This is a genomic window from Microvirga splendida (assembly GCF_016427565.1).
GTDB classification, from domain to species: Bacteria; Pseudomonadota; Alphaproteobacteria; order Rhizobiales; family Beijerinckiaceae; genus Microvirga; species Microvirga splendida.
The window spans coordinates 64,705-90,568 of the sequence record NZ_JAELXT010000020.1 but is presented as its reverse complement, the minus strand read 5'-3'; the positions used below and the strand labels follow the sequence as shown (position 1 = coordinate 90,568).

General features: G+C 64.5%; 24 protein-coding genes and 1 tRNA gene. 14 read left to right on the top strand and 11 right to left on the bottom strand.

The genetic code is table 11. The annotated features are described in order from the left end of the window. Positions 1-259: 259 nt before the first annotated feature. Positions 260-814 carry a hypothetical protein gene (locus tag JAO75_RS17250; RefSeq protein ID WP_199050376.1) on the bottom strand — a complete coding sequence of 185 codons (555 nt, stop codon included), beginning with the start codon at positions 812-814 and terminating at the stop codon, positions 260-262. A 390-nt stretch (positions 815-1,204) separates the two neighbouring features. On the opposite strand from JAO75_RS17250, the gene JAO75_RS17245 reads away from it, so the two are divergent. The 4 genes from JAO75_RS17245 (at position 1,205) to JAO75_RS17230 (ending at position 6,061) form a co-directional block, all read left to right on the top strand. Then, positions 1,205-2,590, top strand: coding sequence for a hypothetical protein (locus JAO75_RS17245; RefSeq protein ID WP_199050375.1), 1,386 nt, complete (start codon positions 1,205-1,207; stop codon positions 2,588-2,590). 104 nt (positions 2,591-2,694) lie between these two features. Next, complete coding sequence (locus JAO75_RS17240) at positions 2,695-3,642, top strand: aldo/keto reductase (RefSeq protein ID WP_199050374.1); 948 nt, start codon at positions 2,695-2,697, stop codon at positions 3,640-3,642. Positions 3,643-3,794: 152 nt separating this feature from the next. After that, positions 3,795-4,886, top strand: coding sequence for an alkene reductase (locus JAO75_RS17235; RefSeq protein WP_199050373.1), 1,092 nt, complete (start codon positions 3,795-3,797; stop codon positions 4,884-4,886). Positions 4,887-5,005: 119 nt separating this feature from the next. Next, the gene (locus JAO75_RS17230) at positions 5,006-6,061 is read left to right on the top strand and encodes a phosphotransferase (protein WP_199050372.1); all 1,056 of its coding nucleotides are present in this window, start codon (positions 5,006-5,008) and stop codon (positions 6,059-6,061) included. A gap of 53 nt (positions 6,062-6,114) precedes the next feature. On the opposite strand, the gene JAO75_RS17225 is transcribed toward JAO75_RS17230, so the two are convergent. Together JAO75_RS17225 and JAO75_RS17220 are read right to left on the bottom strand one after the other, a co-directional pair. Beyond that, positions 6,115-6,663: a dihydrofolate reductase family protein gene (locus JAO75_RS17225; protein WP_199050371.1), complete on the bottom strand. Its 549-nt coding sequence runs from the start codon at positions 6,661-6,663 to the stop codon at positions 6,115-6,117. After that, the gene (locus tag JAO75_RS17220; RefSeq protein ID WP_199050370.1) at positions 6,650-7,342 is read right to left on the bottom strand and encodes a ceramidase domain-containing protein; all 693 of its coding nucleotides are present in this window, start codon (positions 7,340-7,342) and stop codon (positions 6,650-6,652) included. Before JAO75_RS17220 ends, JAO75_RS17225 begins: the two co-directional genes overlap by 14 nt. A gap of 96 nt (positions 7,343-7,438) precedes the next feature. On the opposite strand from JAO75_RS17220, the gene xth reads away from it, so the two are divergent. After that, on the top strand, positions 7,439-8,224 hold the full coding sequence (xth, locus tag JAO75_RS17215) for an exodeoxyribonuclease III (protein ID WP_199050369.1): 786 nt from the start codon (positions 7,439-7,441) through the stop codon (positions 8,222-8,224). Between the two features lie 127 nt (positions 8,225-8,351). On the opposite strand, the gene JAO75_RS17210 is transcribed toward xth, so the two are convergent. Next, complete coding sequence (locus JAO75_RS17210) at positions 8,352-9,200, bottom strand: tetratricopeptide repeat protein (RefSeq protein WP_199050368.1); 849 nt, start codon at positions 9,198-9,200, stop codon at positions 8,352-8,354. Next, entirely contained in the window at positions 9,187-10,917 is a 1,731-nt protein-coding gene (gene ilvD / locus JAO75_RS17205; protein WP_199050367.1) for a dihydroxy-acid dehydratase, read from the bottom strand. The genes JAO75_RS17210 and ilvD overlap by 14 nt, the downstream gene beginning before the upstream one ends. A gap of 647 nt (positions 10,918-11,564) precedes the next feature. Here ilvD and JAO75_RS17200 point away from each other — a divergent pair. Next, a complete protein-coding gene (locus JAO75_RS17200) occupies positions 11,565-13,529 on the top strand; it encodes a calcium-binding protein (protein ID WP_199050366.1) in 1,965 nt (654 codons plus the stop codon). An 84-nt stretch (positions 13,530-13,613) separates the two neighbouring features. Here the strand turns inward: JAO75_RS17200 and JAO75_RS17195 are convergent, their stop codons facing one another. Further along, entirely contained in the window at positions 13,614-14,450 is an 837-nt protein-coding gene (locus JAO75_RS17195; protein ID WP_210340311.1) for a protein-L-isoaspartate O-methyltransferase family protein, read from the bottom strand. Positions 14,451-14,538: 88 nt separating this feature from the next. On the opposite strand from JAO75_RS17195, the gene JAO75_RS17190 reads away from it, so the two are divergent. After that, entirely contained in the window at positions 14,539-14,943 is a 405-nt protein-coding gene (locus tag JAO75_RS17190; protein ID WP_199050365.1) for a hypothetical protein, read from the top strand. Between the two features lie 107 nt (positions 14,944-15,050). Here JAO75_RS17190 and JAO75_RS17185 read toward each other — a convergent pair whose 3' ends face one another. From JAO75_RS17185 to lipB, 3 genes are all read right to left on the bottom strand, one after another. After that, positions 15,051-16,658, bottom strand: a complete 1,608-nt coding sequence (locus JAO75_RS17185; protein WP_199050364.1) for a carboxyl transferase domain-containing protein — start codon at positions 16,656-16,658, stop codon at positions 15,051-15,053. A gap of 117 nt (positions 16,659-16,775) precedes the next feature. Next, the gene (locus tag JAO75_RS17180) at positions 16,776-17,153 is read right to left on the bottom strand and encodes a hypothetical protein (protein WP_199050363.1); all 378 of its coding nucleotides are present in this window, start codon (positions 17,151-17,153) and stop codon (positions 16,776-16,778) included. 89 nt (positions 17,154-17,242) lie between these two features. Next, positions 17,243-17,956 carry a lipoyl(octanoyl) transferase LipB gene (gene lipB / locus JAO75_RS17175; RefSeq protein WP_246742574.1) on the bottom strand — a complete coding sequence of 238 codons (714 nt, stop codon included), beginning with the start codon at positions 17,954-17,956 and terminating at the stop codon, positions 17,243-17,245. A 273-nt stretch (positions 17,957-18,229) separates the two neighbouring features. Here lipB and JAO75_RS17170 point away from each other — a divergent pair. The 7 genes from JAO75_RS17170 to JAO75_RS17140 all read left to right on the top strand — a co-directional run bounded on the left by JAO75_RS17170 (position 18,230) and on the right by JAO75_RS17140 (position 24,930). Then, a tRNA-Leu gene (locus JAO75_RS17170) sits at positions 18,230-18,314 on the top strand. A 226-nt stretch (positions 18,315-18,540) separates the two neighbouring features. Continuing rightward, a complete protein-coding gene (mgtE, locus tag JAO75_RS17165; protein ID WP_199050361.1) occupies positions 18,541-19,965 on the top strand; it encodes a magnesium transporter in 1,425 nt (474 codons plus the stop codon). Between the two features lie 90 nt (positions 19,966-20,055). Next, positions 20,056-20,958, top strand: a complete 903-nt coding sequence (locus JAO75_RS17160) for a glycoside hydrolase family 25 protein (protein ID WP_199050360.1) — start codon at positions 20,056-20,058, stop codon at positions 20,956-20,958. A gap of 211 nt (positions 20,959-21,169) precedes the next feature. After that, a complete protein-coding gene (locus JAO75_RS17155) occupies positions 21,170-22,342 on the top strand; it encodes an isovaleryl-CoA dehydrogenase (protein ID WP_199050359.1) in 1,173 nt (390 codons plus the stop codon). A gap of 132 nt (positions 22,343-22,474) precedes the next feature. Then, on the top strand, positions 22,475-23,128 hold the full coding sequence (locus JAO75_RS17150; protein WP_199050358.1) for a glutathione S-transferase family protein: 654 nt from the start codon (positions 22,475-22,477) through the stop codon (positions 23,126-23,128). A 95-nt stretch (positions 23,129-23,223) separates the two neighbouring features. Then, the gene (locus tag JAO75_RS17145; protein ID WP_199050357.1) at positions 23,224-23,928 is read left to right on the top strand and encodes a ribonuclease activity regulator RraA; all 705 of its coding nucleotides are present in this window, start codon (positions 23,224-23,226) and stop codon (positions 23,926-23,928) included. 174 nt (positions 23,929-24,102) lie between these two features. Then, positions 24,103-24,930, top strand: a complete 828-nt coding sequence (locus JAO75_RS17140) for an ElyC/SanA/YdcF family protein (RefSeq protein WP_199050356.1) — start codon at positions 24,103-24,105, stop codon at positions 24,928-24,930. Here JAO75_RS17140 and JAO75_RS17135 read toward each other — a convergent pair. Beyond that, a complete protein-coding gene (locus JAO75_RS17135; protein ID WP_199050355.1) occupies positions 24,897-25,172 on the bottom strand; it encodes a DUF3253 domain-containing protein in 276 nt (91 codons plus the stop codon). The genes JAO75_RS17140 and JAO75_RS17135 overlap by 34 nt on opposite strands. Continuing rightward, positions 25,165-25,857: a DUF599 family protein gene (locus tag JAO75_RS17130; RefSeq protein WP_199050354.1), complete on the bottom strand. Its 693-nt coding sequence runs from the start codon at positions 25,855-25,857 to the stop codon at positions 25,165-25,167. The genes JAO75_RS17135 and JAO75_RS17130 overlap by 8 nt, the downstream gene beginning before the upstream one ends. Positions 25,858-25,864: the final 7 nt, after the last annotated feature.

The following is a 25,864-nucleotide window of genomic DNA, read 5'->3' as shown; positions in this document are numbered from 1 at the left end:
CGGGGTGGAGCAGCCCGGTAGCTCGTCAGGCTCATAACCTGAAGGTCACAGGTTCAAATCCTGTCCCCGCAACCAACTCAACACAACACTCACAAAAGCCCCCACGGGAAACCATGGGGGCTTTGTGATGTTTAGGGCCCATGATCTCAGGTGGCGCAAGAGATGGCGCAGGCCGCGATACACGCGTAACGACAAAGCCTCCCTTGGTCTCGCAAGGGAGGCTTTGTCGATTTGCAGTTCGCAAGCGCGATGATGGAGTTCAGGCCACCTGGCCGACCGGGTCGAGGTCGGCACTCATCGAGAACCGCTCCAGTTGAACCGCGTATGCAGCCTCCAATCCTTTAAGGCGCATCTCCGGCTGGGGCTCGATCCGGTCGGCCGCCGCTCCGAGACGCATGCAGAAACGGTCGGAGGCGGACAGAAGGATGCGGAGCGACCTCGCCGACGGAGGAGTGCCCGACGAGGCGTCCTTCACGAGCACCGCAGCGGCCGCGTAGAGATCGTCGACGGCAGCTTCCGTTCCCGGGTCGCGCTTGAGCAGACTCATGGTGTTGATGAGGAGAACGCGCAGGTCGTGCAGATCATCCGCCCTGCCCGCTTGAGCAAGGAGATTGACGACCTTTTTGACAGCTTCGGTTCTGTCTTGGATTGTTTTTGCAAGAGCGCTATCGATCATGAGCCTCCCCCTTAAGGCCGTGCGCGAAATCCTCTGGGACTCACAAGACTCAGCATGCGCTTTCATGGTTAACCAATCATTACGACGACGCTGAAAGGCAGGCCTCGTCAGCGTTTCGCAGATCTGTGTCGACAGCATGCGATACTTTCCCGTGCGGCGTTTCATGAGCATTGAGATTCAAAACGAAGCCGACTACATCAGCGTACCGATCGTGATTTGAATCTTTGTCATGCCACAGCAGAACGACCTCATTCGACCGAATAGGATCGTCTCGCGAAGCAAGCGCTTCGCGAGGAGGTGCTGCACGCATGGCCATGAGCTGCGACCTGAACCAAGTCCCCAGCGGGAAGTTCAGGCGGTCAGCCCCGTCAGAGCCGGCGCCCTTTACGGCGCGCCTCCCACTTCGATGCCGGTCTGACGCACCCCGTCGCCGGTCCGATCCGGCGATTTTTCCATCCCGCATTCGCTCTTCGTCCGCAATGCAGGCTCGCCGGATCCCAGTTCGCTGAGACAAGGAGAAGCCCTGCAATGAACAGGGTCTGGACTGAAGAAGAACTCGACATCCTGCGCCGCGACCGAGAGGCCAAAGTGCCGGTTCCAGTGACGGCTGCGAAGCTCGGACGGCCGGTGCCGGCAACCTATGCCAGGGCCCGGCTGATCGGGACCCTCGTCCAGCCTCACCAGTCCTGGGATGAAACCAGCGTCGCACGCCTGCGCGAGCTCGTCTGTGCCGACCCGCCGATGACGGACAAGCGAATCGCCGCGGAACTCGGCAGGACCGTGACCCAGATCCGCTGGAAGATGCAGGATCTCGGTCTCATTGGCGTGAGGGATCTCTCCAAGCTTGCCAAGATGACGGCAGCGGAAACCGCTCGTCCGAAGGCGACAAAGTTCCCGTCTGACAGGACGCTCCCGAAGAGGCCCAAGGCTCCTCCGAGACCTGCGCGTCAGCCGGCTCACGAGCCTTCCTCACGTCCAGCCGCAATCGTCACGGCCCTTCCTGACAACGCACCTGCGATGCTCGACCCTCGGGCAGCCTTGGAGCAGGCGATCGAGGCTCTTGAAGCCACACTGACGGAGCGCTTGAAGAGCCTCGTTGCCGAGGCCGAGGCCGGCATGATCAAGGCGGCACGCGCAGCCATTGCCGAGAAAGGACGCATCGACCAGCGGCTTGTCATTCGAGTCAAACGCGCAGGCGAGGCGGAAGCCCGTCGTCTAGCGGCTGCGAAGGAGGCGGACGCGGAGGCCAGGAGAGCCGCGGCAGAGGCAAGAAGCAGGGAGGCCGAGGCGAGAAAGGCCGACGCTCAGCGGAAGGCTGAAGAGGCGGCGCGCGCTGCACGTGAACTCAAGCTGCGCGAGGAACGGCTGCGCGAAAAGGCTCAGCCGGCCGTCGTCAGAGCAGTCGAAAAGCCGAAGCCTGTCGAGAAGAGAGCCGCCCTGTCCGCTGTGCAGGGCGTGTCGCGCGTTGCCGCTCCGCGGCCTGTCCCGCAGCCGGAACCGTCAGCCGCGCCGAAGATCGTGGTGTGCGACGAGCCCGCCGCCGTCCGGCCGACGGAGCTCGATCCGGCGTCGTCGCAAGTGTCCGGCCGCGGCGGCTGGAAATCCGTTCGCCGGGACCCTGCCCGCGCGCTGGCGCAGGCGAAAGCCAAAGCCAAGCCGGCGAACCGCGCCGACGCCGTCGATCTGGCCCAGGCCGCGCAGGCCGCAATCGAGCGCTTCATCGCGGAACGCGGCGTGACGCGGACTGAATCCGGTGGCATTCAGGCCATCGTGTCCCGCCTTCAGGCGCGCGGCTACATCGTCGTGCGCGACGAAACCGGATGGACCATCGATCAGCGTCACCACGTCGCCAGCGAGTCCGACCTCGTGGCCTTCGCCGAGGCGCGTGGCATCACGTTGAGTGCCGCTGCTTAACCAAGGATCCAGCAGCACCCGACGCGTCGGGTTCTGCTTCTTGATCTGCCGTCTTGCCCGTGTCCTTATCCGCCCCACATCGGCTGCGGATTAAGGAGAAGATGATGGAAAAGCGCAGGCTCGGCCGCTCGGACTTGATGGTTTCGCCGCTTTGCCTTGGTGGCAATGTCTTCGGATGGACTGCCGACGAGGCAACCTCGTTCAGGATCCTCGACGCCTATGTGGATGCGGGGCTCAACTTCATCGACACGGCGGATGTCTATTCCACCTGGGCAGCGGGCAACTCAGGCGGAGAGTCGGAACGAATCATCGGCCAATGGATGAAGGCGCGCGGCAACCGCAGCGGGCTCGTGATCGCCACGAAGGTCGGCTCCGAGATGGGACCCGGCCAGAAGGGGCTGTCGAAGAGCTACATCCGCTCTGCCGTCGAGGCCTCGCTTCAGCGGCTTCAGACCGACTGCATCGATCTCTACCAATCCCACCGCGACGATCCCGACACGCCTCAGGAGGAGACGCTCGAGGCCTATGCGGACCTGATCCGCGAGGGGAAGGTGCGGGCAATCGGCTCCTCGAACTTCACAGCGGCACGGATGCGGGAAGCCCTCGCGATCAGCGCGAAACACGGACTGCCGCGCTACGAAAGCGTGCAGCCGAAGTACAATCTTTACGACCGCGCCGAGCATGAGGCCGAGCTGGAGCCTCTCTGCCGGGAGGAAGAGATCGGGGTCATTCCGTATTACGGCCTCGCCAGCGGCTTCCTGACCGGCAAGTACCGCTCGGAGGCGGATTTCGGAAAGAGCGTGCGCGGCGGGCGCATGGCGGCCTATCTGAACGAGAGGGGCAAGCGCATCCTTTCGGCCCTGGACGCTGTCGCGGCCCGCAAGGCTGCGACGCCGGCTCAGGTCGCCTTGGCCTGGCTCATGGCTCGTCCCGGCCTTACGGCTCCCATTGCTAGCGCTACGAGCGTGGAGCAGTTGCAGGACATCGTGAGAGCCACCAATCTGCGGCTCGAGGCAGCCGACATTGCTGAACTCGACCAAGCCAGCGCCTAGCGAATGAAAAGAGGGAGCATCGGGCTGATCGATGCTCCCCCAGAGACCTCCGTTTTTTGCATGGCAGCTCCTCCGTTGCACGAAGCGGAAGGGCTCTTATCTCGTGACGACCTGTGCTTCATGAAATTCCACAGGATAGAACGAGGTTTTCAATGAGCGCCGATGCCAATGCATTGTTCCAGCCCTTCACGTTGGGCAGCCTGACCCTGCCGAACCGTCTGGTCATGGCTCCCCTCACCCGCAACCGGGCTGCGGAGGGCGACGTGGCGCGTGACATCACCGCGACCTATTACTCCCAGCGCGCCGGCGCAGGCCTCCTGATCTCGGAGGGGTCGCAGATCTCGCATCAGGGACAGGGCTATCTGCGCACGCCGGGCATCTACACACCGGAGCAGGTTGCACACTGGCGCAAGGTAACGGATGCGGTCCACAAGGCCGGCGGGCGGATCTTCATTCAGCTCTGGCACGTGGGCCGGGTCTCCCACACCTCGCTTCAACCGGGCGGCGCAGCGCCCGTCGGTCCGTCGCCGCTCCAGGCCCAGACCAAGACCTTCCTTGAGCAAGGTTTCGCCGAAGTCTCCGAGCCCCGCGCACTCGAGCTCTCCGAGATCCCGGGCATTCTCCGCGACTACGAGAATGCCGCCCGCAACGCCAAGGAGGCCGGGTTCGACGGCGTCGAGATTCACGCCGCCAACGGCTATCTGCTCGACCAGTTCATGAAGGACGGTTCGAACCACCGGACAGATGCCTATGGCGGCTCCATCGAGAACCGCGCCCGCCTCACGATCGAGGCGGCGGAGGCCGTGCTGAAGGTCTGGGACAAGGGCCGCGTCGGCATCCGCCTCTCGCCGGCAAAGGTCAACGACGCGGCGGATTCGAATCCGCATGCTCTGTTCAGCCATGTGGTCGAACGGCTCGATAAGCTCGGGCTCGGCTACATCCATATGATCGAAGGCGCCACGCAGGGCGACCGGAACGCAGTCGATGTGGACTACGCCGGCCTGCGCCGCTCCTTCAGCGGCGCCTACATCGCCAATAACGGCTATACCCGCGACATGGCGACTGAAGCGGTCTCCAGCGGGCATGCGGACCTCGTGGCCTTCGGACGGCTCTTCATCGCCAACCCCGATCTCGTCGAACGCTTCCGCCTCAATGCGCCTCTTAACGAGCCGAACCGCGCCACCTTCTATGGCGGCGGCACCGAGGGCTATATCGACTACCCGGCTCTCGGCGAGGCAGCCTGACCGTCGGGCCGCAGCATTCGTTTCGCTTCGGAACTCCGGCAGTCGCCAAGCAGGTGACCGACCGCTCGTCGTCACAGGTGGCTTGAGCAGCTCTCGAATATTCCGGAGCAGGGTTGAGTGTGCTGAGCACCCAACCCATCATCATCCGCATGATGACAGGAAGCGAATTGCAGAAGCCTTTGGAGGAATTCCTGCAGCGGTTTTCCAACGAGACGCTGCAGGACCTCACCATTGAAAGCAAGCTCCTGCACGGCGGAGCGGAAGCCGCCGCCGTGCAGCTCGTCGATCTTCGTTACAGGGATAACAGGGGATGCCGCAGGAGCCTTCGCGTCGTGGTGAAGCATCTCCAAGGCAGGCCCGCTCGCGAGGCTGCAATCTACGAGAGCCTCGTGGCCGCTCACGCCCCGGGATTGGCGCCAGCGCTTCTGCACGTCGACCGCACTGGCGCGGACCAGGCCATCCTCGTCATCGAAGCGATCAGGAGAACCGCCGCGTGGCCGTGGCGCGATGTTCGCAGGGCCGAGGATCTGGTTACCCGCCTGGCGCAGTTCCATGTGAAAGCGGAAGATGCGCACATCGCCGATCCCGGGTGGGATTACGAGGCTGAACTCGGCGCCATGGCGGAGAGCACGCGAGAGGCGCTCGACGAATGCCGCCGGGATCCGGAACTCTCGGACCTCGCCGGGAGCCTGCGCTCCGTCGACGATATCGTTCTTGCCCTCCCCGAACTCCGCCGGCAACTGCTGAACGAGCGGCCGTTTGGATGCCGGCCCATTCATGGCGACGTCCATCCGGGCAATGCACTCACGGCCCGCCGTGGACGGGGAGAGGAGCCCGTACTGATCGACTGGGGCCGCGCCAGGCTCGGCTCGCCCCTGGAGGACCTGAGCTCATGGCTCCAGTCGCTCGGCTATTGGGAGCCGCAGGGCCGCCGCTATCACGACACGCTGGCAACGACGTATCTCGCAGCATTCGGAGAAGGCCTCCAATTCAACGCATCGGTCAGGGCCGCCTATTGGATGGCGGGAGCGTCGAACGCGCTGTCGGGTGCCCTGCTCCATCACCTCCGGCACGCGAGGGATCCGCATCAAACGAGCGCCGCGCGCGCCAACGCTTACTATGCCGCCAAGGATGCGCTTCGCGTCATCCGGCGCGCGCATGCCTTGTGGCGCTGACCCGGCACGGCGGGCGAAAAACAGCGGCAGCGCCGAATCTCGGCACCGGCCGTTTAGGGCCGCCAGATCGTCAGGCTGACATTGCCAGCCGGATCCAGAAGTCGGCGCTCTCCGGACGCCAGCCCACGCTCGGACAGAATGTCCTCAGCACTCCTGCCGGATCGGCACGCTGAAAAGATGGGAACGCCATCCGGCACATGGCTGCCTTCCGCGCGCGTCAGATGGAACGCGTCGTAGCCGATCGCGAGGAAGAGATCGAAGACCCGTCGTCCGCCGGGCACGGCAACCCGCCCCCCTTCCGGCAGCACGGTGCGGATCGCCTCGTCCCAGGACAGCCTGCCAGGATTCCACCACCAGCCGTCGGAGCGCCGCTCCAGCCCGGAGGAGGACGAGGACAGGACGATCCGCAGCCGGCCCCTCGGGTTCGGGTTGGCCTCGTGCCCGAGTCGCCCGAGCACGGTCACGGCGGATTTGTTGAGTTCCGCCTGAAAGTAGGCCCAGTCCCCCTCGTTGCGCAGGATGTCGGGCGTACGTCCCGACGCATCGGCAATGCAGTCGTTGTCGGACACGATGGCATAGCCGTGAATCTCAACCTGGGACATGGACCGGCCTCTTGCGGGACGAGTGAACGATGGCAGCCCTCATGAGGACCGCGAGAACGACCGCATTGAGCACATGCCAGAGGAAATGAGTTCCGGCCGGCAGGGACGAGCAGACCGCGCTGTCCATGGAGCGGAAGACCAGGGACAGGGCAAACGCCCCCGCGGCCATCATCAGCGCCCTGCCCGGCCCCCTCTCATTCCCGAGCAGGCACAAGCCCCCGACCGTCAGCAGTGCAAACGCTGCCGGTATATAGCCCACGGAGCCGTTCAGCGTCACGCCGGGAAAGACCGTGAACCACAGGCGGTCGAAGGACATGTTGAACGCGGCAAACAGCATCGTCACCAGGACGGAGACGACGAGGCCGAGCCGCAGGTAGCGGCGCATGGCGATCAGGAAGTAGCTGTAGATGAAGACCGCGATGGGCAGCACATCCGCCAGGAGGGACCAGCGGTTGGCGAAGGTATGAAACAGGAAGCTGCCGATCCCGACTACGAAGGTCACCGCGATCAGCCACAGGGCGGGCCAGTCCCGGGCTCCCGCCCGCCGCCAGAGCACAAGGGCATAGAGCGCCGCCGCAAGGAAGGCACCGTTGGTGAGCGCGTTCAGCGGCTCGGCCCAGAAGCCTGGCCCGAGGCGTTCGCAATAACTGTCGATGGAGGTGAGCCAGGATTCGGGCATGCGGTGCAACCGTGGGGATGACGATGAAGTTCCAGCTTGCCAGCCGAGGACGAAAATCCGATGAAGCAGATGGACCGAGGAAGCGGGAGTGCCGGGATGCGGATCGCCACGTGGAATGTGAACTCCATCAAGCAGCGGCCGGAGCACCTCGCCACCTTCGTGAAGAGCGCCGATCCGGACGTCGTCTGCCTGCAGGAGCTGAAATGCGTGGACGAGGCCTTCCCCCGCGCCGAGGTCGAGGCTCTGGGCTACAACGTCGTCACCCACGGCCAGAAGGCCTATAACGGCGTCGCCATCCTGTCCAAGCGCCCGCTCGAAGACGTGCGCCGCGGCCTGCCGGGAGACGAGAGCGACGAGCAGGCCCGCTACCTGGAAGGCGTGATCTCGACCTCCACGGGCGCCGTGCGGGTAGCCTCCATCTACCTGCCGAACGGCAACCCTATCGGCACGCCGAAATTCGACTACAAGCTCGCCTGGATGGACCGCCTGCGCGCCCATGCCCGCAGCCTGCTGGCGCTCGAAGAACCCCTCGTTCTCTGCGGCGACTACAACGTGATCCCCGAACCAGAGGACGCGAACGATCCCGCCGCCTGGACGAACGACGCCCTGTTCCAGCCGGAAAGCCGGGCGAAGTTCCGGGAGCTTCTCAACCTCGGTTTCATCGACGCCGTCCGCGCCTGCAACGACCAGCCGGGGCTCTACTCGTTCTGGGACTACCAGGCCGGAGCGTTCCAGCGGAACAACGGCATCCGCATCGACCACCTCCTGCTCTCGGCCCAGGCGCAGGACCGCCTGAGGACGACCTCGATCCGCAAGGAAGTGCGTGGCTGGGACAAGCCCTCCGACCATGTGCCGGTGATGGTCGACCTGGATCTCGACTGATCGTTAAATCTCTTCGTCTTCACCGGCCTTGTGCCGGTGATCTCGATTGAAAGAGTGCCGAGCCTCACAGAATCGAGATGGCCGGGACAAGCCCGGCCATGACAGTATGGATATTCAGCAATCCGCCTTAGCGGCGCGCCTGGATGTACTGCTCCAGCAGGGCCAGCGCGAGCTTGCGGTCGCTGTCGTCGGACGCCGCGAAGGCTTCCTTGTAGAGATCCACGATCCACTGATCCTTGGCGCCATCCGTCGAGGCCTCGCGGGCCAGCGTCAGCCACATGAGGCCCTTGGCGCGCAGGCGCGGAACCCCCTGGCCCGTCATCAGCAGATGGCCCAGAAGCGCCTGGGAGGCCGTGTGGCCCTTCTCGGCCGCCAGGTTGAACCAGCGGGCCGCATGGCGGGCATCCTTCCGGACGCCGGTGCCCTTGAGGTAGAGGCGCGCGAGATTGTACTGCGCGTTGGAGTCGCTGAAATAGGAGGCCGCGTAGCTGAACATCTCGACGGCGCGCGCCGGATTGGCCGCCACATAGGTGCCCTGGATGCCATCGAGGAAATAGCTGCCGAGCGCCACGAAGGCGCTGGAGACCACGGCGGCATTCGGCGAATCCGGGCTCTCGTCCGCATGCTGGTCCGCAAGCTTCGAGAAATACTCGAAGGCCTTCAGGTCGTCATGCTCGACTCCGTCGCCGTCGGCATACATGCGACCGAGCTTCCAGAGGGCGAGCGAATGCCCCTGCCCGGCTGCATATTCGAGCGCATGGACGGCTCCGATCTTGTCGCCGGCATTGTAGGTGCGCATGCCGCTGCGCAGGGCATCGCGCGCCGAACCGTACTTGGTGGCGGGTGCAAGCGCAGGCGCAGGCACGAGGGCGGGCGTCAGCGTCTGCGGACGCGGCGCGGCATCGAGCGCGTGAACCGCCCCCACCCCGAGGAAAGCCACCCCCAATGTGGCAAGGATGAAGTTAGACGTCCGCATAGGTTTCTTTTTCTGCGGCACCGCCAGGATGGGTGACTGCCCCATCCCGTGCGGGACCAACGGTTTGTGCGTATTTCCAGAGGTAGCCGGAGGTGGCGCTCGTCTCCCGCGGCTTCCATGCGGCCCGGCGCCGGGCCAGCTCCTCGTCCGAGAGCTCCACGTCGATGGTGCCGGTGATGGCATCGATGGCGATGATGTCGCCGTCCTCGAGGAGCCCGATGGGACCGCCCACGGCCGCTTCCGGCCCCACATGGCCGATGCAGAAGCCGCGGGTCGCGCCCGAGAAGCGGCCGTCGGTGATGAGCGCGACCTTGTCGCCCATGCCCTGGCCGTAGAGCGCCGCGGTGGTGGAGAGCATCTCGCGCATGCCGGGTCCGCCGCGCGGCCCCTCATAGCGGATCACCAGAACCTCGCCTTCCTGATACTGGCGCTTGGAGACGGCTTCGAAGCAGGCCTCCTCGCCGTCGAAGCAGCGAGCGGGGCCGCGGAAGGCCTGATGCTCGGCAGCCATGCCGGCCACCTTCACGATGGCGCCCTCGGGGGCGAGGTTGCCCTTGAGCCCCACGACGCCGCCGGTGGGGGTGATCGGGATGTTGGCCGGATAGACCACGTCCTGATCCTCATTCCATTTCACGGAAGCGAGGTTCTCGGCCATGGTGCGGCCGGTCACGGTCATGCAGTCGCCGTGCATGAAGCCGTGGTCGAGAAGCGTCTTCATGAGCAGCGGGATGCCGCCGACCTCGAACAGGTCCTTGGCCACATAGCGCCCACCGGGCTTCAGGTCCGCGATATAGGGCGTGCGCTTGAAGATCTCGGCCACGTCGAACAGGTCGAACTTGATGCCCGCCTCATGGGCAATGGCCGGCAGGTGGAGAGCCGCATTGGTCGAGCCGCCGGAGGCCGCCACCACGACAGCTGCATTCTCCAGGGCCTTGCGGGTCACGATATCGCGCGGGCGAATGTTCTTGGCGATCAGGTCCATGATCTGCTCACCGGCCGCGGCGCAGAACCGGTCGCGGATCTCATAAGGCGCCGGAGCGCCAGCCGAATACGGCAGCGCAAGGCCGATGGCCTCGGAGACCGTCGCCATGGTGTTGGCGGTGAACTGCGCCCCGCAGGCGCCGGCCGACGGGCAGGCCACCTGCTCGAGCTCGGTCAGGTCCTCGTCGGACATCTCGCCGACGGAGTACTTGCCGACCGCCTCGAAGAGGTCCTGCACGGTCACCTGCCGGCCGCGGAAGGAGCCGGGCAGGATCGAGCCGCCATAGATGAAGATCGACGGCACGTTGAGGCGCACCATCGCCATCATCATGCCCGGCAGGGACTTGTCGCAGCCGGCCATGCCCACAAGCGCGTCGTAGGAATGGCCGCGCATGGTCAGCTCGACCGAGTCGGCGATCACCTCGCGGGACGGGAGCGACGTCTTCATGCCCTGGTGACCCATGGCGATGCCGTCGGTGACCGTGATGGTGCAAAACTCGCGCGGGGTGCCGCTGGCGGCCGCCACGCCCTTCTTCACGGCCTGGGCCTGGCGCATGAGGGAGATGTTGCAGGGAGCGGCCTCGTTCCAGCAGGTGGCGACGCCGACCAGCGGCTGGGCGATCTGCTCCTTGGTGAGGCCCATGGCGTAGAGATAGGAGCGATGCGGCGCACGAGCCGGGCCCACCGTCACGTGACGGCTCGGCAGCTTCGACTTGTCGATCAGGCGCGCATCCATCGTCCGCACTCGTTTCACCCGGTTCTCACGAGGAGATCCAAGGCTTGGAACTCCTGTGATCTGCCATGTGCCGCGCCACCCGCGCAATGACCCTTAGGAAGGATCGTTTCAGCAGCCTTAACCTGGATTTGTCCCAGGGCGCTTTGCTGTAAAGCATTGGTTTGGAAGCACTTTAGCCAGCTTCATGAGGTGCGCTCCGTTTATGGCGGGATCGCGGCGGAGCTTGGGCTAAGGGAGGCAAGATGTTGAAGGTTTGAGGGTGTTGCTGGGCCGCAACATTTTTGGCTCTCCAGGAAGGCGCAGGACTCCTCTTCGATAGAGAGAGCGGAGCGCTTTCGGCCCCCCCCTGCTCACCGCCGGCTCGCCGGGGGCCCTCGCTCAATGTGCGCAACCGCACATGCCCATCTCCTCCGTCCAACCAGCACCGTTGCCGGCCCAACACATGGCCCTAACTGCCCTCTCGTTAACATTATAACGTAAAAAGAGGCATCCATCTTATTCGCCAGTCCTCGCTTGCGCATTCGCAAACAGAGCGACTGAGAATTTGAAGCAAGCTTCGTCTTAACAGGCAGAAAAAACGCCGCTCAAAACAGCTGAGCGACGAACGCGTCTTTACGTCCGACGATCAACATAGAAGGGAGACCAAGATGACTAAGACACTGGCAACTGGAGAAACCAGGGTTAACACTTATACAGGGGACGACCAAACCTACTCTAGCGTCACAACTTTGTCGAACGGCGGCTGGGTCGTTACCTGGATGTCCAATGGTGAGGACGGACACGGTTACGGGATCTATCAGCAGCGCTACAACTCAAAAGGTCAGCCGGAAGGTGGCGAGATCCGCGTCAACCATACCACGCTCAATGACCAGAGCATGCCATCGATCACAGGCTTGAAGGACGGAGGCTGGATCGTTACCTGGCAGTCTCCCGGCGCCGATGGCACCTCGACCGACATTTTCCAGCAACGTTTCAATCCTCGTGGATTGGAGTACGGCTACGAGACACGCGTCAATACCACCACAACCAACGATCAGAAAGATGCTCGCGTCACGTCCTTGAAGGACGGAGGTTGGGTGGTGACCTGGACATCTTACAACCAGGATGGTTCCGGAGATGGCATCTACCAACAGCGCTACAACAGCAGCGGGCAGGCCATCGGTGGAGAAACTCGCGTCAACACGACGACGAACAGCTTTCAGAACTATTCGTCTACGACAGCGCTCGCGGATGGCGGATGGTTGGTCTCCTGGGTGTCTTCGGCGCAAGACGGTTCCGGTCAGGGCATCTACCAGCAGCGATATAACGCCAGCGGGGAGGCCGTCGATGTAGAGGTCCGGGTCAACACGTTCACCGCCGGTCATCAGAGCCAGCCCAGCGTGACTGCCTTATCGAGTGGCGGTTGGGTGGTGACATGGACCTCTGAAGCTCAGGACGGCTCATCCCAGGGGGTGTATCAGCAGCGCTACAGCATCGCCGGCGACAAGTTGGGCAACGAGGTCCGGGTCAACACCACCACCGTGAACAGCCAACTGGGAGCTCAGTCCATCAGCCTGTCGGACGGCGGCTGGGTCGTCACATGGTCCTCCTACGACCAGGATGGTGACATGTTCGGCATATACCAGCAGCGCTACGATGCCGTCGGTCAGGCTGTTGGAGGCGAAATCCGGGTCAATACCACAGCTTATAACGACCAGCACTTGTCTTCGGCGACAGCTCTGCCGGATGGCGGCTGGGTGGTGACCTGGACGGCGAATGATCAGGATGGCTCCGGGCTGGGGATCTACCAGCAGCGGTTCGACAAGAGCGGCCAGAAGATCGGGCCGACAACACCCACGGATCTTTCTCTCTCCTCCCTTCAAGTCAACGAGGGAGCGCCTGTTGCTCTTTCCGTCGGCGATCTCGGTGCAACCGCACTCGTAACGGACCAAGGACTTACCTATACCCTGCTCGACGATGCGGGCGGGCGTTTCGAGATCGTCGGCAACAAACTCGCGGTCAAGGATGGCATCAGGCTCGATCACGAGCAGGCGCAGTCCCACACGATCAAGGTGCAGGTCAGAGATTCACTCGGGGCAACCTTCGAGAAGTCTCTTACCATTGCCGTTGCGGACGTCGCTTCCGAAAACCTCGTAGGGAGTTCGTCATCCGACACGATCAAGGGCGGTCAGTACGCGGATGTTTTCTACGGTGCCGCCGGCGACGATGTGTTGTGGGGCGGAGCTGGCAACGACAAGATCTATGGCGGGGACGGCAACGACATGCTCTACGGCGAGGCCGGCAAGGACGTGTTCGTGTTCGACACCAAGCTGAACAAACGCGCGAACGTGGATAAGATCGCTGACTTCCGCTACCGGGCCGACAGCATCTTCCTGGAGAACAAGATCTTCACCAAGCTGGGTTCCGGAACAGAATCTAGGCCCAAAAAATTTAAGGCCGACATGTTCACCACCGGCAACAAGGCCCAGGATGCCGAGGATCGGATCGTCTACGACAAGAAGACCGGCGCACTCTACTACGACCAGGACGGCACCGGCTCCAAGGCCCAGGTGAAGATCGCCACCATCACCAACAAGACCACCCTCAAGTATCACGACTTCTTCGTGATCTGAGTAGGGACGCAAGGAGCGCAGAGTTCGCTTCGAAACCATCGCTTCAACAGGGCCGGAGGCAATCCGGCCCTGTTCGAATCAAAATCAGATTCTTTCGGACGAAAACCAGACATCCTCGTAAATGGCGACACTGCTTGCATCGGGTGCCCGGTCGCGTTTAATCCAGACGGAGCGAACCGTCCCAAGGTCAGATTCCGTCGGCCGGTTCGCCACTGACGTGGTTTCCTTCGTGCCGCTGCAGGAGATGAACCCCACAGTCATCAGGGGTTGGGCGCTGAAGCCTCCGGATTGGCGCGTCACCAGAACTGCGGGGCCCCAATCCTTATGCGGCTGCCAGGGAAAGATCAGCCGTCCGCCGGGATTGAGCGACCGCAGCCATTCCACATCCGGAGCCGGTACGCCCGCATTCACATAGATAACATCGGCATTGGGCAGGACGCGTCCGAAGGCTGAGGCCGCATGCACCATGACATGAGAGTAACCCTGCAGGTTTCTCCGAGCTTCAGCCGCGAGATCCGCCTCGTACTCGAAAGCATCGACGCGGCCGCCAGGCTGCACGAGCAGGGACAGGATCGCGGAATAATAGCCTGTGCCCGCCCCTACATGGATGACGGTCTCACCCGGCTGCGGTTTGATGGCATCGATCCAAGCCGCATGAAGAGCAGGCTCGCCATTGTTGATGCCACGCTGCCGGTCAATGGCGACGAGCACATTATCGTAGATGTCCGAAACTTCACGAGTTTGCCTCGCATGACCCATGCTGATCACGGTCCAGGGCGGTGGCGGCAGGAAGGCTTCGCGAGCAACCTGTTCGAAGGCCCTTCTTATCCGGGGATCCCGGACACCGGCCAAATGCTCGATGTGAGACGCATAAGAACAGCGCGCCTGCTCAGATGTATCGGGAGTGATGCCTTCCTTCATATCCGCGACCGCCTCTGACACCCTCTCCGTTCAGAGAGGTCTTTGAAGGGCGAGCTTATGATATTTCCGAATCTTCAGGAATCCGGAAATGCCACTGCAACGCCACCTTCGCGCCAGCCTCCTCGTCGCTGCTCTGCCGCTGCTGCCCGCGTGCACCCAGACGGCCGCTCCCGTCGCCAACGCTCCGGAGGCTGAGGAAACGGGCATTATGGCTGCCATTCAGGACGCCCAGAGAACTCAGGCCCGCCACAAGGCCACCTCAGCGGTACTCGGCCATGCATCCGCACTCGATCCGACCGGCCTCTCAGGATTTGCGATTGACGCCCTCGAGGAGCAGCAGGAGCGCATCGAGGAGGAGAAGTACCGGCGGATCGATGAGGAGGTCGAGAAGGCCATTGCGGAAGGCATGGCCCTGCAGGCCCGCAGCGAGGCATTGGAGCAGAAGGCAGGCAATACCCGGCCGGGGACCTCACGGCGCAAGCCGAACCCGTGAGCGGTCTCCAAGTCAACCTAAGCAGACATGCACGCCGGGCAACTGCAGCGGACCAGCGCGCAGGCGGTCCATGAGGAAGGGCTTCATCTCGAAGCGGAATTTACCCCCTACATCCGGAACACGCCGAACTTCGTCTCCGGTACGGGAGCGTTGAGAGCCGCCGAGAAGGCCAGCGCCAGCACGCGGCGGGTTTCCGACGGCAGGATGACGCCGTCGTCCCACAGGCGCGCTGTCGCGTAGTAGGGCGAGCCCTCCTGCTCGTACCTGTCCCGGATCGGCGCCTTGAACGTCTCCTCCTCGTCCGCGCTCCAGGACTTGCCCTCGGCCTCGATGTTGTCGCGGCGCACGGTGGCGAGAACGCTCGCCGCCTGCTCGCCGCCCATGACGGAAATGCGCGAGTTCGGCCAGGTGAAGAGGAAGCGCGGAGAGTACGCGCGGCCGCACATGCCGTAATTGCCGGCGCCGAACGAACCGCCGACCAGCAGAGTGATCTTCGGCACCTGGGCGCAGGCCACCGACGTCACGAGCTTCGCGCCGTCCTTGGCGATGCCGCCTGCCTCGTACTGGCGGCCGACCATGAAGCCCGAGATGTTCTGCAGGAAAAGCAGCGGGATGCGCCGCTGGCAGCACAACTCGATGAAATGCGCGCCCTTCTGGGCGCTTTCCGAGAACAGGATGCCGTTGTTGGCGATGATGCCGACCGGCATGCCCCACAGCCGGGCGAAGCCCGTCACCAGGGTCGTGCCGTAGAGGCGCTTGAACTCGTCGAATTCCGAGCCGTCGACAAGACGGGCGATCACCTCGCGGATGTCGTATTGCTTCTTGAGATCGGTCGGCACGATCGCGTCGAGATCGTCGATGGCGTATTTCGGCTCCACCGGGTCGGCGACGTCGATGTCGATGCTCTTGCGGGTGTTGAGCGTGCCGACGATGCGGCGCACGATGGCAAGCGCATGGACGTCGTCCGTGGCGTAATGATCCGCCACGCCGGACTGGCGGGCATGCACGTCCGCGCCGCCGAGATCCTCCGCCGAGACCACCTCGCCGGTGGCAGCCTTCACCAGGGGCGGCCCGCCGAGGAAGATGGTGCCCTGGCGGCGCACGATGACCGTCTCGTCGGACATGGCCGGCACATAGGCGCCGCCCGCCGTGCAGGAGCCCATGACGCATGCGATCTGGGGGATGCCCAGCGAGGACAGGGTCGCCTGGTTGTAGAAGATCCGGCCGAAATGCTCCCGGTCGGGGAACACGTCCGTCTGGTGCGGCAGGTTCGCGCCGCCGGAATCGACAAGGTAGATGCAGGGCAGACGGTTCTCGCGCGCCACTTCCTGGGCGCGCAGGTGCTTCTTCACCGTCATCGGGTAGTAGGTGCCGCCCTTGATGGTCGAATCGTTGCAGACGATCATGACCTCGCGGCCTTCGACCCGGCCGATGCCGGTGATGATGCCGGCCCCGTGGATCGCGTCATCGTACATGCCGTGGGCGGCAAGAGCGCCGAGTTCCAGGAACGGCGCGCCGGGATCGAGCAGGCGCATCACGCGCTCGCGCGGCAGGAGCTTGCCGCGGGCCAGATGCCGCTCCCGGGCCTTGGCCGGTCCGCCTTCCGCCACGGCCTGCCGCTTGGCCTGCAGATCCAGGGCGAGTTCGGCCCAGGCGGCGCGGTTCGCCCGCGCGGCGTCCGAGGTCAGATCGGCAGAGGTGGCGATGACGGGCACGGCGTCGGTCTCCCTGGTTCTTGTGTTTTGGCTCCTTCCCGGCACAGCCGGAGGGCTTCACCGCTCAGTAGCTAGAACCGGGGAGGCTGTGCAACTGGGATTTGGGAGGTTGAGGCCTCAACCCTTGGCCTGAATGACGGCCTCTCGCCGGATCACGCCCGATCCGCAGCGATAGGCGATGCCGCGCACGAGCAGCCAATCCTCCGAGACCTGCTGGAGGTAGAGATGGGTGCCGCCGAGGGCGACGGTCGCCTGCAGCATCTCTTCGGTGGCGCGGCGGAAGGTGGAACTGCCGAGCGTCACGCCGAAGCCGACATTGATCTGTGTATGGGGGCCGGACGTCGTCGGAATGACCGGGCTCACCTCACCCAACCGCGTGCAGGCACGCATATCCACCTGCGAATCGACGATCTTCACGAGTTCCGTCGGCTCGGGCCGGTAGGCACAGGCCGAAGCGGCCAGGGCGATAAGGGAGGCAAGGAGGGCACGTTGCATGAAGGTTCCGCCAATGATCAGCCGTTTGCCCCAGCTTAGAGCATGAAGCCGCCTTGAGGAGAAGCCTTGCCGTATGGAAGGCGAAAATCCTAGGCGGCGTGACTCTGGAGCAACGGTGTCTCCACCCGCTCGGTCGGCCCGAAGATCTCCTCGAAGGCGCCGCGCATGACGGCGTCGACCTCCGGCAGGGTGACGGGGATCCCGAGATCGACCAGGCTCGTGACCCCGTGCTCGGTCACGCCGCAGGGGACGATGCCCGAGAAGTGGGAGAGATCCGGCTCCACGTTCAGGCTGATCCCGTGGAAGGTGGCCCAGCGGCGCACCCGGATGCCGATGGCGGCGATCTTGTCCTCCGCGGCCTCGCCCTTGTCGGGCCGGCGCACCCAGACCCCGACCCGGTCCTCCCGCCGTTCGCCGCGGACATTGAAGCCGTCGAGGGTCGCGATGATCCAGGCCTCCAGGGCGGCCACGTAGCGGCGCAGATCCGGCGCCCGGCGCCTGAGGTCGAGCATCACATAGGCCACCCGCTGGCCTGGGCCGTGATAGGTATACTGCCCTCCCCGGCCCGTCTGATGGACCGGGAAGCGATCCGGATCCACCAGATCCGCGACGTCCGCCGAGGTGCCGGCCGTGTAGAGCGGCGGATGCTCCAGGAGCCAGACCATCTCGCGGGCCTGACCTGCGGCAATCGCCTCGGTCCGGGCCTCCATGAAGGCGACCGCCGCCTCATAGCCGACGAGGCCGTCCGTAATGGCCCATTCCACCGGCCCAGAGCCGGGCTCGGCATGAAATTGAGCGGCCAAGCTGTCTCGCAGGTTCGACACCGATTCACCTTGAATTTCTCAGAATCCAGGACGGCAGCCGCCTGGGTCCTTCAAGAGCGAGGATCAAATCCTGCGCTCGCATGGGATCTTCGCTTATATAGTCGTTTCAGAAGCTTATCGCCTATCCCCTCCCGGCATCCGAGGCATTCGCGCCGTTCAATCGTCGCAAGCTCGATGGAGGGGGTTGCAGCGGTTCAATCGTTCTGCTAGAGCGACCACCTCTTCAGGAAAACCTTTCCTGGAACCGAGTTCGCGGTCATGGCGGAATTGGTAGACGCACTACCTTGAGGTGGTAGCGGGGAGACCCGTGGAGGTTCGAGTCCTCTTGACCGCACCAACTTTCAGCACGTCACGTGCTGGAGACATAAAGGCCCCTCACCGGGGCCTTTTTTGTTGACCGTTTCTGCCCGGCGTGGACGGCGGCTCAAGGTCCCTGCCTGGAGCGCCCGATTCAAGCGGGCAGGAACGGCGACAAGCGATTTTCCGAGAAAGCCTTTGAGGCGCATTGCGCTGGCTGGCGCAGGCACCTAAAAGGCCGGCAACCCATCTCCCGAGGACGGCTCATGCAGGAAGTCGACGACAAGACGCTGCTTCCGAACCCCGATGGGGCCGAGCCGGTCATCCCGGCGTTCCGGGACGAGGAAGGCGAGCTCAATCCGGAGTTCCTGGCCGCCGCCGCCGATGCCATCGACGCTTCAGAAGCGGACCTGCTGCAGCGGCTCGTCGAGGACTTCCACGAATCCGAGATGGGCGACCTGCTCGAGGCCCTGCAGCCCGAGCACCGCCACCGCCTGATCGAGCTTCTGGGCTCCTCCTTCGACTTCGCGGCGCTGACCGAGGTGGACGAGGCCGTCCGCGAGGAGATCCTCGAGGAACTGGAGACCTCGACCGTCGCCGAGGGCGTGCGCGACCTCGATTCCGACGACGCCATCACCATTCTCGAAAGCCTGCCGGAGGACGAGCAGGCGGAGGTTCTCGATCAGCTCCCCGCCATCGAGCGCGTGGCGCTGCAGCGCTCCCTCGACTACCCGGAAGACAGCGCCGGCCGGCGCATGCAGACCGAGTTCATCGCCGTGCCGCCTTTCTGGACGGTCGGGCAGACCATCGACTTCATGCGCGACGCCCCGGATCTGCCCGAGACCTTCTACGAGATCTTCGTCATCGATCCCGCCGCTCACCTGCTCGGCTCGGTTCCCCTGGACAGGCTCCTGCGCTCCAAGCGCCCGGTCACGATCCAGGAGATCATGAACGACGAGCCCGACCGGATGGAGGCCACCCAGCACCAGGAGGAGGTGGCGCGCCTGTTCGAGCGCTACAACCTCGTCTCCGCCGCCGTGGTGGACGAGGGCGGCCGGCTCGTGGGCACCATCCTGGTCGACGACATCGTGGACGTGCTGGAGGAAGAGGCCGATGCCGATATCAAGCAGCTCGGCGGCGTGAAATCGGACGAAGAGCTCTCCGACACCATCCTCTACATCCAGAGGAGCCGCTTCCCCTGGCTCTTCGCCAACATGTGCACGGCCTTCGTGGCGGCGAGCGTCATCCGCCTCTTCGAGGATTCGCTGGAGCGGATGGTGGCACTGGCGATCCTCATGCCCATCGTCGCCTCCATGGGCGGCAATGCGGGCACCCAGACCATGACCGTGGCCGTGCGTGCGCTCGCCACGCGAGAGCTGGGGCGCGCCAATGCCTGGCGCATCATCCGCCGCGAAGCGGCGGTCGGCGTGTTGAACGGCATGGTCTTCGCCGTCATCATGGGGACCCTGGCGGGTTTCTGGTTTCAGTCCATGGAGATCGGCTTCGTGATCGGCCTCGCCCTTGTCACGGTCCTGTTCTTCGCGGCGCTCGGCGGCATCTTCGTGCCCCTGACCCTCAACCGGATGGGCGTGGACCCCGCCGTCTCATCCGGCCCCTTCGTCACCAGCATCACGGATATCGTGGGATTCTTCGCCTTTCTGGGCATCGCAACGGCGTGGTTCAACCTGTAAGCTTGTTTCGCACCTCTCCCGTAAGGGCCTGTTAACGCTCTTGCGTCATCCCTGGTGTGATCCAGTCCCGCGTACAATACAGTTGAACCGATGAAGACTCGCCGCCGCTCCCCCAGCCGTTCCAAGAACTCTGGCCTGACGACGTTCGCTCGAATCGCCCGGTTCAGCGCCCTCGCGGCTGTTGCCCTGGGCCTCGCCTCCTGCGCCATCGCCCCCTCCTCGTCCAGCCGCTACCCGACCAAGGGCGATGCCCGTCCGCACGATGGCGTCGCCACGGCTCACAGGCTGCCCATCCACGGCGTCGACATCTCCAAATGGCAGGGCGACGTGGACTGGGCGTCGCTGCGCCGGGCCGGCACCAAGTTCGCCTTCATCAAGGCCACGGAGGGCGGCGATCACATCGACAGCAAGTTCCACGAGAACTGGCAGGCCGCCAGGAGAGCGGGTGTTCCGCGCGGCGCTTATCATTTCGTCTACTGGTGCCGCCCAGCCCATGAGCAGGCGGCCTGGTTCAAGCGGAATGTGCCCGCGGATCCGGACGCCCTCCCCCCGGTGCTCGACGTGGAATGGAACGGCCAGTCGGTGAACTGCCCGAAGAAGGTTCCGCGAGAGCAGGCCCTTGCCATGATCGACCTGATGCTGCGCGAGATGGAGGCCCATACCGGCAAGCGGCCGATCATCTACACCGACATCACCTTCCATAAGGAAATCCTGGAAGGCGAGTTCAACGACTATCCCTACTGGATCCGCAGCACCGCCGCCGAGCCCCACGTGCGCTACAACAACCGCCGCTGGACCTTCTGGCAGTTCACGACGACGGGCCGCGTGCCCGGCGTGAAGGGCGACGTGGACCGCAACGCCTTCTACGGCACCGAGAACCAGTGGCGCATGTTCGTCGCCAGCGCCTGCGACCCGCGTGACCACAGCCGCCTCAAGCCGCAAGGCATCTGCCGCGACATGGACGCGGTGCAGACCGCGAGCATCGACGAGTAACTCTCGATGCCAGGTTAAGGCTCAGGCTCCCCACGGATCGTGCGGGAGCCTTTTCTTTGTCGGCCAGGACCGATTGTGCGCCCGGCGGCGGCGCCTCACTTTTCTTGATGCCCTGACCTTGATAAGGGCAGCATTGCTGACCAAAATGGTCCGCGACAAAAACGATCCATCGCGTACCCTTCCGGGTCACGAGTGGAACGGGGAGGAATCAATGCTGCCGAATGCCGCCAAGGGCTTCAATTTCGATCTCGGCGAGACTGCCGACGCCATCCGCGAGACCGTCTCCAACTTCGCCCAGGAGAAGATTGCGCCGCGCGCCGAGGAGATCGACCGCACCAACCAGTTCCCGCGCGACCTCTGGCCCCAGATGGGTGAGCTCGGCGTCCACGGGATCACGGTCGAGGAGGAATACGGCGGCGCGGGCCTCGGCTATCTCGAGCACGTGATTGCCATGGAGGAGATCTCCCGCGCCTCCGCGTCGGTGGGCCTCTCCTACGGCGCGCACTCGAACCTCTGCGTGAACCAGATTCGCCGCAACGGCAACGAGGACCAGAAGCGCCGTTACCTGCCGAAGCTGATCTCCGGCGAGCATCTCGGCGCCCTTGCCATGTCCGAGCCGGGCTCCGGCTCGGACGTGGTCTCCATGCGCACCCGGGCCGAGAAGCGCGGCGATCGCTACGTGCTCAACGGCAACAAGATGTGGATCACCAACGGCCCCACCGCCGACACTCTCGTGGTCTATGCCAAGACCGACCCGGAGGCAGGCCCGCGCGGCATGACCGCCTTCCTGATCGAGAAGGGCTTCAAGGGTTTCTCCACCCACCAGAAGCTCGACAAGCTCGGCATGCGCGGCTCCGACACCTGCGAGCTGGTGTTCGAGGATTGCGAGGTGCCGGAGGAGAACGTGCTCGGCCAGGTGGGCCGGGGCGTGAACGTGCTCATGTCCGGCCTCGACTACGAGCGCGCGGTTCTGGCGGCAGGCTCGACGGGAATCATGCAGGCCTGCATGGACGTGGTGCTGCCCTATGTCCACGAGCGCAAGCAGTTCGGCCAGGCCATCGGCGAGTTCCAGCTCGTGCAGGGCAAGATCGCCGACATGTACGTAACCATGAATGCGTCCAAGGCCTATGTCTATGCGGTCGCCAAGGCCTGCGACCGGGGCGAGACCACCCGCGAGGATGCCGCCGGCGCGATCCTCTACGCGGCCGAGAACGCGACGAAGATGGCTCTCGACGCCATCCAGCTCCTCGGCGGCAACGGCTACATCAACGACTACCCGACGGGCCGCCTGCTGCGCGACGCCAAGCTCTACGAGATCGGCGCCGGCACCAGCGAGATTCGCCGCATGCTGATCGGTCGCGAGCTGTTCGCCAAGACCGCCTGATCAAGCTTCCAATGCAACGGCCGGGCACAGTCCCGGCCGTTCGTAGGTCGAGCCTGCCGCGGGTGCCCCGGATCTTTCCCTTCTGGAAAGACTGTTTACAGTCAGGAACGGATTCATACCCGCGAGACGGCAATGACCCTGAAGCTCTACGCCCATCCCTTCTCCTCGTATTGCCAGAAGGTGCTGATCGCGCTGTATGAGAACGACACCCCGTTCGAGTACCTGACGCTCGACGATGCGAAGAACGGTGCCGAGCTGGAGGCTCTCTGGCCCATCAAGAAGTTTCCCGTCCTCGTCGATGGCGGCCGTACCATCCTGGAGGCCAGCATCATCATCGAGCACTTGGAGCTCCATCATCCGGGTCCGGTGCGGCTGATCCCGGCCGACCCGCGCGAGGCCCTCGACGTCCGGCAGATGGATCGCTTCTTCGACAATTACATCGCAACGCCGATGCAGAAGATCGTCCTCGACCGCCTCCGCCCGGAGCAGGATCGCGACCCCTATGGGGTCACCGAGGCGCGATCCATGCTCGACAAGGCCTATGCCTGGCTCGACGAGACGCTGGCAGGCCATGAGTGGGCCGCAGGCGCCGCTTTCAGCCTTGCCGACTGCGCCGCCGCCCCGTCCCTCTTCTATGCCGACTGGGCGCACCCGATGAACGAGAGGTTTCCGCGCGTCCGCGACTACCGGCGGAAGCTCCTTGCCAGGCCGTCCATGGCACGGGCGGTGGACGAGGCCCGGCCCTACCGTCCCTACTTCCCACTCGGCGCGCCCGATCGCGACTGATGCACGGCAGGCATGCGGTCGCGAAGCGCTTGTTGCGCTGGCCCTGCAGGCTCCCGACCGTTATGAAAGCCTGATCCATTCTCAGGGAAACACCCATGACCCTCGACAAAGCCATCGCCGACGCCCTGCGGGCCGCCTCGACCGCGACACTCACCACCGTGCTGCTGAAGAAGGGCATTCGCCGCTGCTGGATGAAGGGGCCGATGCCAGCCTTCAATGCGTCGGAGAAGATGGTCGGACGCGCCTTCACCCTGCGCTTCGTGCCCGCCCGCGAGGACTTGGCGACGCCGGAATCCTGGGCTTCCCCGATCTCCACCCGGGCGGCCATCGAGGACATGCCGGAGGGCTGCATCGCCGTGATCGACGCCATGGGCGTCACCGATGCGGGCGTCTTCGGCGACATCCTCACTGCCCGCATGAAGAAGCGCGGCGTCGCGGCTCTCGTAACGGACGGCGCGGTTCGCGATGCGGTCGGCGTCGAGGGCACGAACCTGCCGGTCTGGTCCGCGGGCGTGTCCGCCCCTCCATCCGTTGCGGGCCTGACCTTCGTGGGCTGGCAGGAGCCCATCGGCTGCGGCGGCGTCGCGGTGTTCCCGGACGACGTGATCGTCGCCGACCGGGATGGCGTCGTGGTGATTCCGGCCGCGATGGTCGAGGAGGTCGCCAAGGCGGCCGTCGCGCAGGAGCACTACGAGATGTGGGTCATGCGCGAGGTGGAGAAGGGCGTGCCCCTCCCCGGCCTGTACCCGCCCAACGCCGAGACCAAGGCCCGCTACGAGGCCGAGTTGAACAAGTCGTAAGGCTTACGTCCTAACCAGAGCCCTCATCCTGAGGAGGTCACGTCAGTGGCCGTCTCGAAGGATCAGGGCGTCTCCAGTGCTCTCTGGATCCTCCTTCGAGACGCCGCTTGCAGCGGCTCCTCAGGATGAGGTTTGGGCTGGAAATGCTGGTAGCATCGAGAATGAGGCTGGCGGGTGTTCTATTACGTCTCGAAAATCGCGTGGTTCTTCACCACGCCATCCAATCTGCTGCTCAGCCTCATTCTGCTCGGGCTGGTCCTTAGCCTGTTCAAGCGGCTGCGCCGTCTTGGCATCGCGCTGAGCCTCGCCTTTACGCTTGCGACCATCGCCCTGGGGCTGCTGCCCGTTGCCAGCTATATCCTGCTGCCGCTGGAGGAGCGTTTCGCCCCGTTCCGGGACGACGGCAGGTCTGTCGACGGCATCATCCTGCTCGGCGGTGCCGTCGAGGCAGCGGACTCGAAGGCCCGGGGCAGCCTTGTGGCCAACGAATCGGCTGAGCGCGTGCTCGACACCACTCAGCTCGCCCATCGCTACCCGAATGCCCGCATCCTGATCTCGGGCGGCGGCGGCACGGTCTTCGGTGACGGCGCCGCCGAGGCACCGATCATCGCGGATTACTTCAAGAGCATCGGCATCGACCCTGCCCGCATCCTGGTCGAGGACCGCTCCCGGACGACTGCGGAGAACGGCGTCTATTCGAAGGAACTGGCAAGGCCTGCCGAGGGCGAGCGCTGGCTTCTCGTGACGTCGGCGTGGCACATGCCGCGCGCCGTCGGCGTGTTCGAGAAGGTTGGGTTTCCGGTTACGCCCTATCCGGTGGACTTCCGCACCGGGGGTGGATCGCGCGTGCACGGCCCCTTCGCCTTCATCTCGGAGGGCCTGAGGCGGCTCGATATCGGCGCTAAGGAATGGGCGGGGTTGATCGCCTATTACGCCTCTGGGCGCACCACGCGGCTGTTTCCCGGCCCTCAGGTTTCCGCAGACGGCAGCGCCAGCCGGTAGGTGCCGCGGAAATCGTCCGGATCGACCGGGCGGCCCTTGCGCAGGATGACGACGCGCCCCTCCTTCATGAGGCGCACGGCCACTTTCCGCACCGGCTGCATCAGCGGCCCCCACCCATCCGGCTGGTTGCCGCCGAGTGCCTGCGCCACGTCGGCGGGCCCGATGGTCCTGCCGGGGCCCCGCTCCTGCAGGAGCCCGAGCATCGCGGCTTCCAGTTCCTCGGGTGTCGCTGTCTTAAGCATCGGCCTGCCTCATCGCGGCGTCTAGGGCATCGGAGAGGAACTGGCGCCGCCACATGACGATCAGCACCCCGGCGGTCGCGGCCATGAAAAGATAGCCGCTCACGAACCAGCCGAGATAGGCGAGCGAGAAGAAGAACGCCCGCTGGCCCCGGTTGAAGTGCTTGCCCGCCACCGCGTTCATGGCACCCGCCTGACGCGCGACGGCGAGCGCCTCCTCGCGGCGGCCCTCCTCCAGCACCGGAACGGCCCCAACGATTATCGCCATGTAGTTGAAGAGCCGGTACGACCAGGCGAATTTGAAGAAGGCATAGACGAAGATCACCGCGAGGCCCCCGACCTTGACGTCCCAGGCAATCCGCGTCGGCTGCGCGCCGAACGGCAGGTCCGCGAAGAGCGGCAGGACCGCATCGGTCGAGCGTAGGAGCGCCAGCACGCCACCGATGGCGATGAGCGATGTCGAGGCGAAGAACGCCGTGCCGTTCATGAGCGAGGCCAGGATGGTCGTGTCGACGATGCGGTTCTCGCGCACCACCATCTGCTCCATCCAGCGATAGCGGTACCGGTCCATCACCCTGTTGAGGCTTTTCTGGCCTGCCGGCGTGAGCTCGAGCGCCGCGTGGTAGCCGAACCACGCGATCAAGAAGAAGGCCAGTGCCGCGTAGTCGAGATTGGTGAAGCCGAGCACCCGTGAT